17 protein-coding genes and 1 pseudogene are annotated in these 13,636 nt (G+C 35.9%); 15 read left to right on the top strand and 3 right to left on the bottom strand.

The genetic code is table 11. The annotated features are described in order from the left end of the window. Positions 1-49: 49 nt before the first annotated feature. Both P2E05_RS06820 and P2E05_RS06815 read right to left on the bottom strand, forming a co-directional pair. Positions 50-1,057: a hypothetical protein gene (locus P2E05_RS06820; RefSeq protein ID WP_196713333.1), complete on the bottom strand. Its 1,008-nt coding sequence runs from the start codon at positions 1,055-1,057 to the stop codon at positions 50-52. A 115-nt stretch (positions 1,058-1,172) separates the two neighbouring features. Continuing rightward, a complete protein-coding gene (locus P2E05_RS06815) occupies positions 1,173-1,640 on the bottom strand; it encodes a hypothetical protein (RefSeq protein ID WP_230085887.1) in 468 nt (155 codons plus the stop codon). A gap of 323 nt (positions 1,641-1,963) precedes the next feature. Here P2E05_RS06815 and P2E05_RS06810 point away from each other — a divergent pair, with 323 nt between their 5' ends. From P2E05_RS06810 to P2E05_RS06750, 13 genes and pseudogenes are all read left to right on the top strand, one after another. Then, positions 1,964-2,734: a PD-(D/E)XK nuclease family protein gene (locus P2E05_RS06810; protein ID WP_154624279.1), complete on the top strand. Its 771-nt coding sequence runs from the start codon at positions 1,964-1,966 to the stop codon at positions 2,732-2,734. Between the two features lie 15 nt (positions 2,735-2,749). Continuing rightward, entirely contained in the window at positions 2,750-3,400 is a 651-nt protein-coding gene (locus tag P2E05_RS06805) for a hypothetical protein (protein ID WP_154624278.1), read from the top strand. A 165-nt stretch (positions 3,401-3,565) separates the two neighbouring features. Then, a complete protein-coding gene (locus P2E05_RS06800) occupies positions 3,566-3,946 on the top strand; it encodes a hypothetical protein (protein ID WP_250000270.1) in 381 nt (126 codons plus the stop codon). Positions 3,947-4,226: 280 nt separating this feature from the next. Beyond that, positions 4,227-4,751, top strand: a complete 525-nt coding sequence (locus tag P2E05_RS06795; RefSeq protein WP_250000268.1) for a hypothetical protein — start codon at positions 4,227-4,229, stop codon at positions 4,749-4,751. A gap of 330 nt (positions 4,752-5,081) precedes the next feature. Then, on the top strand, positions 5,082-5,315 hold the full coding sequence (locus tag P2E05_RS06790) for a hypothetical protein (RefSeq protein ID WP_230085871.1): 234 nt from the start codon (positions 5,082-5,084) through the stop codon (positions 5,313-5,315). 65 nt (positions 5,316-5,380) lie between these two features. Beyond that, positions 5,381-5,830, top strand: coding sequence for an IrmA family protein (locus tag P2E05_RS06785; protein WP_272657563.1), 450 nt, complete (start codon positions 5,381-5,383; stop codon positions 5,828-5,830). Between the two features lie 212 nt (positions 5,831-6,042). After that, on the top strand, positions 6,043-6,441 hold the full coding sequence (locus tag P2E05_RS06780; RefSeq protein WP_272657564.1) for a PAAR domain-containing protein: 399 nt from the start codon (positions 6,043-6,045) through the stop codon (positions 6,439-6,441). A gap of 6 nt (positions 6,442-6,447) precedes the next feature. Beyond that, positions 6,448-6,951 (top strand): DUF4123 domain-containing protein, encoded by a 504-nt coding sequence (locus tag P2E05_RS06775; protein WP_276123066.1) that lies wholly within the window; start codon positions 6,448-6,450, stop codon positions 6,949-6,951. Continuing rightward, on the top strand, positions 6,941-7,279 hold the full coding sequence (locus P2E05_RS06770; RefSeq protein ID WP_154623953.1) for a hypothetical protein: 339 nt from the start codon (positions 6,941-6,943) through the stop codon (positions 7,277-7,279). Before P2E05_RS06775 ends, P2E05_RS06770 begins: the two co-directional genes overlap by 11 nt. 1 nt (position 7,280) lies before the next feature. Next, complete coding sequence (locus P2E05_RS06765) at positions 7,281-8,045, top strand: Tox-REase-5 domain-containing protein (protein WP_154623954.1); 765 nt, start codon at positions 7,281-7,283, stop codon at positions 8,043-8,045. Positions 8,046-8,058: 13 nt separating this feature from the next. After that, positions 8,059-8,736 (top strand): Imm52 family immunity protein, encoded by a 678-nt coding sequence (locus P2E05_RS06760; protein ID WP_250000261.1) that lies wholly within the window; start codon positions 8,059-8,061, stop codon positions 8,734-8,736. Positions 8,737-9,203: 467 nt separating this feature from the next. Further along, positions 9,204-9,332 (top strand): annotated as a pseudogene (locus tag P2E05_RS06755) (integrase); the annotation flags it as partial. A gap of 995 nt (positions 9,333-10,327) precedes the next feature. Then, positions 10,328-11,206: a hypothetical protein gene (locus P2E05_RS06750; RefSeq protein ID WP_276145369.1), complete on the top strand. Its 879-nt coding sequence runs from the start codon at positions 10,328-10,330 to the stop codon at positions 11,204-11,206. Between the two features lie 274 nt (positions 11,207-11,480). On the opposite strand, the gene P2E05_RS06745 is transcribed toward P2E05_RS06750, so the two are convergent. Then, complete coding sequence (locus P2E05_RS06745) at positions 11,481-11,624, bottom strand: SymE family type I addiction module toxin (RefSeq protein WP_272657566.1); 144 nt, start codon at positions 11,622-11,624, stop codon at positions 11,481-11,483. A 264-nt stretch (positions 11,625-11,888) separates the two neighbouring features. Here P2E05_RS06745 and P2E05_RS06740 point away from each other — a divergent pair, with 264 nt between their 5' ends. Both P2E05_RS06740 and P2E05_RS06735 read left to right on the top strand, forming a co-directional pair. Then, on the top strand, positions 11,889-12,338 hold the full coding sequence (locus tag P2E05_RS06740; protein ID WP_154635750.1) for a hypothetical protein: 450 nt from the start codon (positions 11,889-11,891) through the stop codon (positions 12,336-12,338). Positions 12,339-13,118: 780 nt separating this feature from the next. Then, positions 13,119-13,595: a GNAT family N-acetyltransferase gene (locus P2E05_RS06735; protein ID WP_196713347.1), complete on the top strand. Its 477-nt coding sequence runs from the start codon at positions 13,119-13,121 to the stop codon at positions 13,593-13,595. Positions 13,596-13,636: the final 41 nt, after the last annotated feature.

The raw sequence follows: 13,636 nt of genomic DNA, 5'->3' as shown, positions 1-13,636 counted from the left end.
GAATAGGTTTGGTGGTGATTTAAATCGCCACTGGAACATGGTTATATATTTATGTCTGCTTAGCTAAATCTTTCAATGCAAACAGGCCTCGTTCTGCTACTGCGGCTGTTTTATCGGATGCCAGCAATTCTGCTAATTTAAATGCATCATCCCCAATATTTTCTAGCTGCTTGATTAGCATTTCTCCAGCAATACGGCGAACCATAGGAGAACGATCAATTACCGCCATTTTTAAATACTCAATAAAAGGAATTTTAGTCTCTATTCTTCTTTCTCTTAAAACAGGAGTTCGTTGCTGTATGCCATACCTTTTGTCTATCCATTTAAATTCACATCCTTCAGCCCAAACAAATTTGCTTTCTAATAAGCAACGATATGCTTTAGCTCGCAAGGCAGGCTGCACCGATAATTCAGCAATTTCAGTCAGAAATTTATCTAATACATCAACACGACCAGCCTGTGCAAATATGGTAGCAGCGGGTCCTGAAGTAGATAATATCAGTCGATTTTTAAGAGATTCTGCAACTTTATTCATTGCAATAATACTCAATAGAATTTGTTTTTCATCATCCCCTATCCTTCCCCACGAGTTCCAATAGGGAAGCATGATAAATAACACATCAACGATAATCTCTGGGTCTGTTTTTTCCGCAATTAATGGCAATGCATTACGTGCAGCAACTCTGACTTCAGGCACCCAGTCATTCAGTTTTCGAAACATCAAAGCAAGTAAAAAACTGTTTGGTGCACCACCCGTCAGCATCTTTAGTGCTCGCTCTCGCTTGAAGCCATCAGCATTACATAAATCCAGCCATCTGAGAGAGCCAATTAATTGGCTATTAACTTTAGTCAGTAGAGCGTTATTTTGCAGGAGAAATGCATCAATCTGCCAACGAATTATACGTTCCCACTCATCAAGGTTTTTGAGTAATAACTTCGACGTTGCACTAATGAATGGCGAAATATCAGGTCTAATTCTGTGGTAAAAATGTTCAATATTTAATGATTTTTTTACAGATGCAATAACATCTTGTTTAAGGCTATCTTGTTGTAACATAATCCCTCTCGTTATCCGTAATTGATAATATTCACTTCCATGCAAGGTAAATACACGCTAAAACAATCTAGTCACTACGAATCAAAATTGCATTTAGTATAAAGGTAAATCAGAGTTAAAGATTCAAAGGAGAAAACTGGTAATCAACAATATATGCGCCGATAGGGCCCGTTTTTGTTGTAACCCATACCATACCTGTGTTTTCTTTGGTTTTCGATTTTGGATTGCTAATACAAAGTAATTTCCATTGTTCAGTATAGGTTTCTTTTATCCATATACCGTGATCACATCGACTAAATCGGCTAGTACTAGGGCCCGGTGATGTGATTTCATATTCTGTTTGGTAGCGAATGGTTTTGTTTGTTAGTAAATACGTCAGTACATCAAACACAGGAACGATTAACATAAAACCAGCGAACCCAGACCATAGAAAATTTTTAAATGCGCTTTTTAACGGACGACGTAAAATGCTCCAAATTCCACCAATTACACTTACAATAGAAGCAAACGTAATAGAAATAGTCCATTGAGGAAACCATTCAAACATAACTGTTCTATGGCCTAATATTATTGACCAATACATGAATGCCATCCAAATGACAACAAGAACAACGCCACAGTAAACACAAATTATTTTGTTCTTGTTACCCTGACTGTATGATTTGAATTGATATTCCATAGGAATCTTAATTATTTCCCTAACTTAATGACAACCCAGCTGATTATAGTTACTTATATTCTTGTATAGCAATATCGTGTTGACTAGGGTACTTAGTTCAATTTGTTACTCATACTCCATACCAGCTATCTATTTACTGGCATAATCGATTGTATAAGTAAGAAAAAGTATTAACCTTAGCGTTCATTACTCTGAAATACACAGGTCATCAACAGGAATTATTCCGAATGGATAACTTAACGGAACATCGCGATTCATCTCTGGCAAATTGGATTCCAGAATTTTTTAAGCAATGGCCTAAAAATATCGATTGGGCTAGAGAAAAAAACCGCCCCAAAATTGATATCAATACAGCAGAGCTAACTCAGTTTTTCAACCGACTTTCTGAACCATTGAGATTAGTACAACATCGTGCTTTATCTTTTGATCCATGGGAAGTAGCAGGCCTTGAACGTAAAGAAATTCGCAACACAGCCATCCTTGCTTGGCTTCTTGATCCTGAGGGAACCCATGCTTTCGGTAGATTGCCGCTGCAAACACTTCTACAGATGATACGATGTAACAGAAATGATATTCCAGAAGATTATCATCGCTATTGTCGAGTACAAGTTGAAACCAATCCTACAGGTGATAGTACTAATCGTGTTGATATAGAAATCGACGCAGATAATTTTCTCCTATTTATTGAAGTAAAAATTGATGCCAATGAACAGCCGGAACAAATAGCCCGATACTGTAGGGATGCGGAACAGCGTTCCATGTCACGCCCATGGGCGGTTGTCTTTTTAACGCCACAAGGGAAAGAGCCACAGACTCTAGGTTCAGAGTTCAAACCTGAAAATGTGCCATGTTTATCATGGCGCCAACTCGCCACAAATCTAGAAGACCCATTGCAATCGCACTATAACAAACTCGATTCTGCTGAAAAAAGCTCACCGTCGCGTCAGATAGCCGCTCATGCCGTATTTTGTTTTCTTAATCGAATTCGTACATTTTAATTCAAAGGAATAAATATGAATAAGCTCAGTGAAACAGAACGCCAAGCAGGCGTACAACTTCTTTCACAACTGAAAATGTTTAACGAAGCAGTTGTTTATTTTGAACAACATATAGAACCTGCTTTCTGGAAAAGTTTTGATAAGTGTATCGACCGGTTTATCAAAAGCAATAATTTGGCGGGTGATGCTAATTATGAACACAAACGTTATTGTTGGCTCGCACCGAAAAATTGGGTCATTGAGAATAATAACTGGAAATACTGGTTTGAAACGAAGACAACAGTTGATGAAGAACTCGACTATACCTTAGCCGTTCTAGCAGCTCAGGGTATTGAACAAGGGAGTTTTGGTTTCGAATTTAAATTGAATGCCGCGCATTTTGGAGGAGCCAGAAAGCTGGCTAATTATAACAATTCGATTTCTGAAAAACATAATGAAGGCAAAGAAAAACTAATAAAAATAGGCTTAAGGGATCAGGGAAAGGGCAACTATTTTCTCCCCGTTATAATTGATTTAAAATTACTTTGTAATTGTTGGGGACTCAACGGTGAATTCCCAGTAGAAGATGAGGTGTTTTCCCCTCTAAGAGATGCCCTTGATACACTATTAGAAGCAACTGAAACACTGGATGCTATGTTCCGAGATGCTATTGAGACGAACGAATAAACTTAGATGATGATTATCATTTAATATAATTAGGCCTTTCGTTAGTAAGGGAGGCCACATCGGCTTAAATTTGCTACACTGAATATCTCTTGAGCTATTCAATTCAAAATGAATGACTGAATAAATCAATAACGCATTTATAACAATCTCACCGAGAGCTAAAAAGTGATTATTGGCAAATTAAATTGGTTAATAAATATAAAGAAAGACCTATATGAAAATAATGGCAGGGACTTATATGATATTATTTTTGAAACGTTAGAAAATAATAAAATGACGTATCCCACATTTTTAAGTACAGCTAGTGAAGGACATGGTTTTTCTCCTTCAGAAGGTAATGGTTACGCACTAGACCAAGATTGGGATATACCTGATGAATTTGATGAGGTTAGCTTTATGTTTGGAGACTACGAAAATTCGACTATTTCACCTCAGAAATTTGTTGGGTTAATGCAAGTCATAACGGATAATTATATAACTGAGCATCCAGAAAAAAAAGAAGCGGTAGAGCGCTCAATGATGAGACTTAAAGAACGCTATACATAAGCTAAACCAGCCGGATAACCAACTATCCGATTTGGTAAATGAGCGGAAAGAGAATATTCGTAAAATTCATTTATTTCATTTGATTACCGACAAAGATGAGTCATGAGCTAGGCAAGAAACTCACTGTATAACGTGTTCTTTAGCTATTTATCTTTTATGTTACATCCTTACCCTTAAAGTCAGTCATCAAAAAACGAAAAACATAATAACCATCGCTAATCGCAAGCATAGCACCTTAACTGCAAGACAAAACTTATCTCAATTCTACAGGAGAAAATAAATGACAAGTACAGCTCTAATTGAATACCTACATTCTGTTTATCCAGAATTGCCGATCAATGCTAGCTATATGCGAGGATATTCAGTTGATGAAATTAAAAAAATTGAACGGTTATATGATATTGAAGTAAAAGGACAATTATATGATTTCCTAGCAACTATTGGGCGTTGTAGCGGAGGTTTATTCGGTGATGACCCTCTTATTTTCTATAGAAATGGGCAAACAGTTAGGGGGACTGTATTATATCAAGATGCTCTACGATATGAGCTTCCCTCAGCTCAGAGATATGATTTGATGAAACAAAAACCATTTTTTATCTCTGTAGAAAGCTATACACAGTATTTTTTTGTTCTAACAACATCCGATAACCCTAATGTTGTTTATCAATATGATGAAAATGAAGAAACGATAGAGGCGACTCATTGGGAGCTTAAAAACTATTTAAGGCATATTGTTAATGTGTACACTCGAAATTACGATGTGAAAGCATCTTTCGATCAATATGGAGAACTTATTATTGTTTAATAAGTAATAGGACCCAGTCCACACAGAGCTTTCCTGACCTAACTAACATCCTCTCAGCCAGCCGAATGATCGCAAGTCCGGCTTGGCGAGTGAGGAAAAATAACTGCTCGTAATAAAACATAATTTATTCTATTGATTACAGATAATAAAAAATTCTAGGCTTTGTCGTTACAGTCCCTTTTTATAAATCAGCATTATTTCAAAAAATCTCAGATATATATTATCTCTTTGAATAACTATAATTTCTTTTATTTCAAGGAGTAATATACCTCAGTACTCTCACTTTAAACCTCTCCTATCAGCACTATCTCATTCATTCCAAACCTCTTTTTGCACCCAATTAGATTACTGGATACAGGTACTTATAGCCCTAATGCCTATGTCCAAAAAGGATACATAAATAACGGGCAATATTCGTCAGTTGATATTGATGCCAACGGTATTATCGTCAAACGCTATCCGATAGGTTATTGGAACCAGCAAAAAGAATTATCAGGTAAAAAACGCCCACGTTGGAAAGAAATAGACTGCACTAAAGGCGGATTGCAAACCAATCAACAATAAATCTAGATGCTCGCTACCATCGCTTGTGGTAGCGAGCATGATAAAAGATAACTAAAGGTAACGTAATGAATAAGATAAAGAGCATTTTTGCGATGAGTTTATTGGCAGTCAGTACATTTAGCTTGGCTGAAGAACAACAGCGTTATGCGAGCATCACGCATACAAGTTCAAACTTTATTAACCAAGGCTACTGTGGTTACTCATTTACCCTCGATAATGGCGGTAGCCATATGGTGTTAGACCATGCGGAGTTTGGTGCCCTTGAGATAACCTTAAGAATGAAAGATGGGCAAGGAAAAGTATTAGGGGATACGGTACTGGAAGTGGAACCTTTTGGCGATTCTAGCGCCACTCGTGCCACCTTTGCAGGACTGGAAATACCTTGTGAAGATATTGCTGAGTTTGAAGTGATTAAAGCAGTAGAAGAGCAAAATGGACATAAGGTTGAATTACCACTATCGACCTTTCAGGCCAATAATCCAGAGTTGGCTAAGGTTTCGATAGCAGGAAATTAATAATCATTTTTTAGCTTTCTATCAAAGTAACGTATGGCAGAATGAATGATCTGCCATTTTTATTTACCATATACCTACCATTATTCTCCCCCTAATTATTTATGATAATCAAGAAATAAAAACCAATTAATTTTACTAGACTTTATTTTTGCATTGTAAATTCCACTTAAGTATAAAATAATACTGAGATGAATTTTATCGTAGGGACAATTATGGCAATAGGATATTTTTTGCGGGTTGGTGATAGAACAACCTGCGGAGGACAAATATTAACGGGAGACAATACCATGCAGTGGTATGGTGTTGCTGGTGCTCGTGAAGGCGATATGGTCAGTTGTGGCAAACATTCAGGAGCATACAGAATTCTCGGAGGTGTAAATAGTGTGTGGCTTGAAGATAGAAAACACGCAGGAACACTTGAAAGCTTTAGCTCTTGCCCTTGTCATGCACGATTTATTAACTCAATTCAGGATTGCTATAGCGATGAAAGTGGGGCTGCCTCTCCAGAAACAGCTTCAACTATCTTCCCTGCTATAACGAATAAAATTTGCATTAGTTGCTTAATGAAAGCAGCTGAGTCTGGGCAAATGCTTGTCGTTCGAGAAGGATAATGATAAATGCATAATCAGCATCCTATTTTTAACTATTTTGAACACTATCCTGATGCAAAGCATTATTGTTTAATCTGTGGTCTGCAATATGAACGTTACTTTGACGAAGAACTTCAAGATAAATTTGGGTCAGCAAGTCCTTTATTTAGACAGGGAGGATCAGATACTGAAATAGCATGGGCTGGCCCTTGGCTGATTGACGTGACAAAACGATATGATTTACTTGCAGATTTAATGCAATTGGAAAACGAATCGCCAGCGCTGTCATGGATAGCCAGTGATTCATCGATTAATAAATTAGCTATTTACTTCTCTGAACGACTTAATGTCAGTTTACCCAATGGCAAAACAGCCTTATTTCGGTTTTATGATCCTCGTGTGACGCACAATATGCCTCAAGTTCTCACATCCGAACAATACCATGAAATAACCACGCCACTCATTGCGTGGTATTACCGTTTTGAAGGACGATTTTATGCATTACAAGGAGGCGGTTTAAATGCAGTTTAGCGAAGAACAATTAAAGAAAATCCAAAATATTGAACAGAGTGATTATGTGACTCAAGTGAGTGCTGATTTTTATCAACATCATTTGAATAAACTCCAGAACCTCGAAACATTGAATAAACGTTTAGAATCCGCATTTCAATATATTCTCTCCCTCGGTTTCACTCAAGAACCGTTAATTCGATCATTTTTATTTTACGAAGCTTGCTGCCCTGACTTTCATTTAAAGCCAGAAATTAGAAATATGCTTGAGGAAAAAAATCGCGTGCCAGAGCAGCAGTATCAAGATTTTTTACGGATAGCCATGAAATTGATTGAATGGAGAACTTAATATGCCATTTCCTTTAGTAATTCTTGCCGCGGCTGGACTAGCGACATTAGGTGGGTTAGCAGCAGTAACACAAGAAGCCTCAAAAATCGGTTTTCCTTCTTCGTCAGGTAGTGGAGATGATGAATGGGGAGATAACACAAGTTACGGTGATAAAATTCGTGAGTATGAAAGTATAGCCATTGGTGGAATTGATGACGAAGATGTAAATGGTCGTCGAAATCGTGGACAAGGTTCGGCTACAGGAGCTGTTGCTGGCTCATCGATTGGTGTTGCTGCAATTGAAGCGAGTAAAGGATGTAAGGATTGCCCTGCTATTCCGTACATTATTCCTCATGAAAGTAATATAACGAATACACGCTCACCAAGTGCTTATGAGTATCAGGCTAGAATATGTAACACACAAATAAGAACCGTTGATACCCCAGCAGGTCAGATTAAATATATTGATGAATGGGAATGCACAATTCCTGTACCAACAAGAACAAAAAATAATGTTATTTTTGATGGTTGGGTACCCAGTGAATGTAACTTTATTGAAACGAAAGATAATTATGATTTTTTCTTTAATAGTAAAGGTAAACCAAATAAATTTATGGGAGAAGATAAAAAAATACTTAAGCAAGCAACTGATCAAAATTGGTTATGTTCCAACCAGTTTAAAAGCAGATCATTTATTGATTGGCATTTTTCACATAAAAAGATGTTTGAATTTTGTGAAGTACTATTAGAACCACTATCACAGGTACGGACACATTACACACCATAGTTTTGAGGTAGCCATGGACTTATTAATTAAGTTAGATATCGAGCTAAATGAAGAAATATCAACTCCATCTTTAATTGATATTTTTAGTCATATGATTTTAACATGTGAATCAATTACTAATGAAAAAGAGGACTCATGGTATTTAACAGGCGATACTCTTGAAGATGCATTAAAAAAGAAAGCCTTTAATCAAAACACACCAACCAATTTATTAAAGGATATTCCTTACTTTGATTGTATGGAATCAATATGGGCTAATGAAAACAAGGCATTGAATATAAAGTATACCAGTTCTGGATTAATCTATAATCTTGAGTTTACTATTGATGATATTAACTACATCAAAAAAAATGCTGTAATAGAGGCCATAAATTATTATTTTAGTGCCTATAAAATCGTTTGTATGCGGATTGATACTAATGGATATAGGTATAATAAAAAAAATGTTTTCCCTGACAGACTCCCCGTTGGCTGGATGCTTTATTTAAACAAAAAAATCACGCAACAACAATTACCTATGGCGGCTGAACTTATTGATATTGAAAATGAAAAAAACAACGGTACTTTGATCATCAGTACCGACCATGTGTTTGATGGTTCAGATAAAGACGACATCAGAAAAGCCAATGAAATAGAGATTCAATTAACTGCATTAGGGTTATTGCCTTTAGTCAAGGAAATTTATAGCTAATACTGTAAAGAGAAATAGAGTAGTTCTATAAACACTGAATCTACAAAATTCTCATTAATCTCTTACTATATGTTAAGATGGCAAGCGAAATTTTGAGCCTGCCATCAAAAAAAACAGTAAAATAAACCTTAGGCCCAACAATGGGCCCAAACTAAAAGTTGAATTGTATTTTATTAATTTAAAATCAACACTATACAAGCTCGATTCAGACTCCGCCAGCCCACCAAATTATCTTCTAAGGACGTCCAAAGAAGACTGAAAAGCCCGCTAACTCAATGAGTTGCGGGCTTTTTTATGTCCTGCGCAGTCTGATGTCACCTAATTAAATCCAATCATCTTAGGCACCTTGATAGGCACCTCGCAAACCTTTATCGTTTTTGAGATGCCTAAAAACAATAAAACATCAAAATTGGCAAGACAAACCAACCCCTTATCAGTTAAAGAGATCAATGCTTGTTTATGTAGCTCAGCGACTCACCATATCTCTCCCTGCGAAAGCCGCTGACGTCCGTTGGGATGAAATCAACTTTGAAACCAAAGAATGGAAGATACCTGCTGCTAGAATGAAGATGAAACGAAAACACACTGTTCCGCTCTGTGCCAATAGCAGACATATTTATACGAGTGAATTTAATTATAATTACTTAAAGTTGGAGTAGCTTGTTTAGTGACTAATGCAACCGCTTCTTGCTTAAACTCAGTGGTATAAATTCTGTTTGTTCGTTTTTTCATTTAACACCTCAATAATTAGATTATATTCTATTATTAAAGTGTCCTGTTTTATTAAGGCAGATCAAAGGACTATCAATCGAGAGGCTGGACGAGTACGCATATATTCCCTTTTTAATATATTTAAATCTTCATTTCGGATTTTCGTATAAAAATAAATTATTGTCTGTAAGCGCATATCGAGAATGTTATTTCTTGCCACGTTAATCATATTCATCGTCCGCTTCACTCCTTGAGACATTTAACAAGCTTTTTATGGCGTAATTAAGGGCGAATTTCGTCCTTTGCGAGCCTGGTTTTACGTGGCCTCCGGAATTTTGAAATTCCTAGACGTCAAGCCCAATAAATTACGTGTTATTTAGTTTTTCCTCCTGTAAAATAGACCCTAAATTCATCACATACTGATTATTATGCCAAATGCCATAGAATATCTGACTATAGCAGTTCTCAATCTGGTCATACTACCAACTCTCATTATTCGTCATAAAATGGTACTCCTGCCTGTTTTACTTTATTTATGGTCTTTTTTTATAATCAGAGCTGACATGGGGAACGAGGTTTTTATCATAAACCGCATTTCTATCTCATTTATCATTATTTATATTTTCATTGAAATCCAGCGGCGCGTCTATGCTGACAAGATTTATATGTATCCTGAAAAAAAACTGATTTTCCACAACAGGAAGTTCCGATTTCCATTAACGCTGGCTGTCATATTAATTTTTTTATCTTTTTATGATTCAAAAATTTATTATGGCAGTGTGCATGATGAAAAAATCATTATGGCAGTTCTTTGTGTTATAGCGCTGTGTATTGAATATAAAAAAGAGATTATAAATACGTATAATGGAGTGTAATGGAAATGGAAACCCCAGAAAAAATAACAAAGGTTGATTATTTCAGACAAGGTCTCTACCAAAAAATTTCATCCGAAAAAATAAGTCTGAATTGCAAGGAAAATCAAAAGGTCAGATTGTTTTATATACCTCTGGCAGCTTTCTTTTTTATAATGTGTATTATCACGACATGTGAACAGATAGAAATTTATCAGTCTAAAATGTACATTTTGAATGAACAAATTTCTTACATGAAAGAAAAAACACCGGAAAGATTTGATAAATATAATACAGACGAAAACGATGCTGATAATTTTGAAACGAGACTATTGAAGACATATTATGCAAGATATGGCTATCTTGCTGAAAAAGATGGAATTAATATTTTTGATTACATTTATAGTAAGTTAAATCCTAACATGAGCACTTATGTATCAGAAACACCTTCATTTATTATGCATTCTGTTCATTTTCTGATTAGCTTTATTGGTTTTATTTGGATTGCAAAGAAGATAATTTTCCGGAAGAAGCATCCGTTGCTTTATATTGATAGGGTACTAAAGTGTTTCTATTTATGGGATGGAAAAAGTGTTTATATAAATGACAACTTATCATTACGCTCCTATAGGGAACTTTCACGCATAATACTCTTCACATATAATAATGACGAGAAAAAAGAATATATATTTAACCCTGCCGTTCATCTATTCAGCTTTCTGAATATTGATAATCCTAAAGCAGAAACCCAGTTTTATGAACAAATCAATGCCTACCTTCAATCAGGCCTAGATAGTTTTGCTACAGGGAAAATGCCCGGAAAAATTGCGTCATATTTAACACCTCGTCTTCCCCCAGATATAGCTGAACGCATTGAAAATATAAGAAAGACGATGGTGAATTATTAATAAGCTTTATGTGATTTAGGCATGTAAGCCAATCATTTCGTATAAAGGTGATGAAATTCAGGGATCATTGGAGGATGAATTAATATCCATTGCAGAAGAAAAAGGTATATATGAATAATTAAAAAAATCAATTGTATAATTACCTACTTTGGCTATAACTGCACACCAACACAGGTAAATCACCCCACACCACTCCCCGATCAGCGCCTTAAGCTTAAATGCGGTGATCGGAGCTTGTTGTTGCTGATTTTGCTGCTTAATCGTCTGGATATCTTCACTGTCCGGTATTTAATACCAAACAGCAGTTTAAAATATTGACGGTAAATGTGAAACCGATCTCAAATCCTGCCGTTTTCAGCCAGTGACTTTTTAAGCTAATGGCTGAAAGTAGTGTAAGTATCCCTACAAAACGTACCATTAATTTTTAGAGATCTTCCGACAAACTAATTATATCGGAGCAAGGTCAACTTCCGCTTTTCGCTCTCAGCGGATCTCTGGTTCAATGAGCTTGCCCACTTTGTGAAGCGAACATAGCTAATGTCATTTCAGACAGTTGTTACCTAACATAAAGTTAAATTTTTGATTTGTTTACAGTAGCGAGTCATTATGTAAGACCTAGGTAGAGTTAAACTGTATCGAAGATTACTATACGTAGCTCAATTAGCACAAATGGAGGAAAATAATGTCTACCGAAATTTTATTTCCAATTAAAAAGCTTCCTCAATTTGAAGATATCCTCAATAGTATCATCGATGGATTTAATGACTTTTCTTTGTCTACAAAACAATTAACGATAGGGATATCCGCGAAAAAAGGAGTAAACTTAGTTGATAAGTTTATCTATATACATGACCACCAGTATGATTATTTTTGTTGGGTGAGCTTTAATTTTATTGAAGAAAATCTACGTGATATAGAAGATATAGAATACCCATACATGGGAAGTGTCTCCACAAGAGGTGAGGCTAACTTAAAATTTTCAGCTTTAATTTTATATATAATATCTAGCTCATTGAATTCAAGAATAATTTATGATGATGCTTATTTAATTCAAACTAAAGAGTCTTATCCATCTTGTGAATTAAAACTATTTGTTGAGCGTTACATTCAAGATCTTTATTCCATTACTTAATGGGAGGATCTCTATTCCACACTGAAATCTAAATTAACGATCTTACAAGCTCTCAGCCAACCGGATAATCAACTGTCCAGCTTAACGAGTAAGGGGATAGTGGCTTCTCACCTCAAACCTTAGTTCTTTTTGCCACTGACCACGTAAAACGAGTTGTGGTATGCCGTTGTGTTTACCTCGGTTGGGGCATAACCCTCTTGTATATTTTGAGGTTTTGCCATTTCTTATTTAGCTACCTCATTTTTTTACACTCTCCCTCTTGCTCATCTCTTAACTTTCAAATTTCAAGGTATCGGTCTATTTACACGTTCTTTTTATCTCCATACTCGAAAAACGCTATCAGCCTAACCCGTGCCATCAACACGCAAGGGGATCAAGCAAAATCGAGATGCACAGTAATTACCAATCGATAAATAAACAAATGGGTATCAATGCAGCCAAAGGAGATTTTGATATCACAGTGAGTCATCATACCCAACTCGATGACATAATAATGAGTAGTACGGCAGAAGCTGAATGACATCAATGTTGGTTTAATTCACCTAAAAAATCGTTACAAAAACATTATGAGAAGCCTAGAAGAGAAGTCGAAACGGATGTGCAACGTAGATATAAAAACATTTCCTCAGAGAGCTATTTAGGTCAATACCTTAAAACTCTAACTCGGACTCCATCGGCAATAAAAACGAAATAGGCATTTTTCAAAAATACGAGTCATTTATTTTCTTTTAAATCCATTTGGGTAGACTATTGCCATCAAAAATAATGGAGCACCACACAATGCCTCTACAAGCTGATTTTATACCACTAACAAAAGAAATGATTGAGGAATGCGCTAGACTCTATTGCAAGACCTATAGCTCAGCACCTTGGTTTGAACATTGGCCATCGCATCAGCCCATTATCGAATTTATTACCCATCATTTAGGTAATAATTACTTTATGGGCTTTGTTATTCAAATAGATAAACGCATTGTGGGTGCCTGCCTTGGCTTTAAAAAACCGTGGAATCAGGGAGTAGAATATTATATTGATGAACTCTTTATTCATCCTGATTTTCAAGGAAAAGGTCTTGGAAGTGCTTTTATGCAACACATTGAACAACAATGCGTTCAGCATAATCTTAATGCTATTATCCTAAATACAGAAAAAGGCTTTCCTGCCGAGAATTATTATCAACGCAATGGCTTTACGATACACAATAATTTGATTATCTTATCCAAACACACCACTGACAGTCATGATAGTGTCGAATAATGTCATCATTATTTTACTACCACCTAACCTGTTATTTAACT

This window comes from Providencia stuartii, assembly GCF_029277985.1.
Lineage (GTDB): Bacteria > Pseudomonadota > Gammaproteobacteria > Enterobacterales > Enterobacteriaceae > Providencia > Providencia zhejiangensis.
Note: the sequence above shows the minus strand (reverse complement) of the source record. Positions and strands in the feature narration are given on the sequence as shown.

Coding starts and splice junctions, on each gene's coding strand:
- P2E05_RS06820 (WP_196713333.1), bottom strand. CDS start 1,057: ATGTTACAACAAGATAGCCTTAAACAAGATGTTATTGCATCTGTAAAA.
- P2E05_RS06815 (WP_230085887.1), bottom strand. CDS start 1,640: ATGTATTGGTCAATAATATTAGGCCATAGAACAGTTATGTTTGAATGG.
- P2E05_RS06810 (WP_154624279.1), top strand. CDS start 1,964: ATGGATAACTTAACGGAACATCGCGATTCATCTCTGGCAAATTGGATT.
- P2E05_RS06805 (WP_154624278.1), top strand. CDS start 2,750: ATGAATAAGCTCAGTGAAACAGAACGCCAAGCAGGCGTACAACTTCTT.
- P2E05_RS06795 (WP_250000268.1), top strand. CDS start 4,227: ATGACAAGTACAGCTCTAATTGAATACCTACATTCTGTTTATCCAGAA.
- P2E05_RS06785 (WP_272657563.1), top strand. CDS start 5,381: ATGAATAAGATAAAGAGCATTTTTGCGATGAGTTTATTGGCAGTCAGT.
- P2E05_RS06780 (WP_272657564.1), top strand. CDS start 6,043: ATGGCAATAGGATATTTTTTGCGGGTTGGTGATAGAACAACCTGCGGA.
- P2E05_RS06775 (WP_276123066.1), top strand. CDS start 6,448: ATGCATAATCAGCATCCTATTTTTAACTATTTTGAACACTATCCTGAT.
- P2E05_RS06770 (WP_154623953.1), top strand. CDS start 6,941: ATGCAGTTTAGCGAAGAACAATTAAAGAAAATCCAAAATATTGAACAG.
- P2E05_RS06765 (WP_154623954.1), top strand. CDS start 7,281: ATGCCATTTCCTTTAGTAATTCTTGCCGCGGCTGGACTAGCGACATTA.
- P2E05_RS06760 (WP_250000261.1), top strand. CDS start 8,059: ATGGACTTATTAATTAAGTTAGATATCGAGCTAAATGAAGAAATATCA.
- P2E05_RS06750 (WP_276145369.1), top strand. CDS start 10,328: ATGGAAACCCCAGAAAAAATAACAAAGGTTGATTATTTCAGACAAGGT.
- P2E05_RS06745 (WP_272657566.1), bottom strand. CDS start 11,624: ATGGTACGTTTTGTAGGGATACTTACACTACTTTCAGCCATTAGCTTA.
- P2E05_RS06740 (WP_154635750.1), top strand. CDS start 11,889: ATGTCTACCGAAATTTTATTTCCAATTAAAAAGCTTCCTCAATTTGAA.
- P2E05_RS06735 (WP_196713347.1), top strand. CDS start 13,119: ATGCCTCTACAAGCTGATTTTATACCACTAACAAAAGAAATGATTGAG.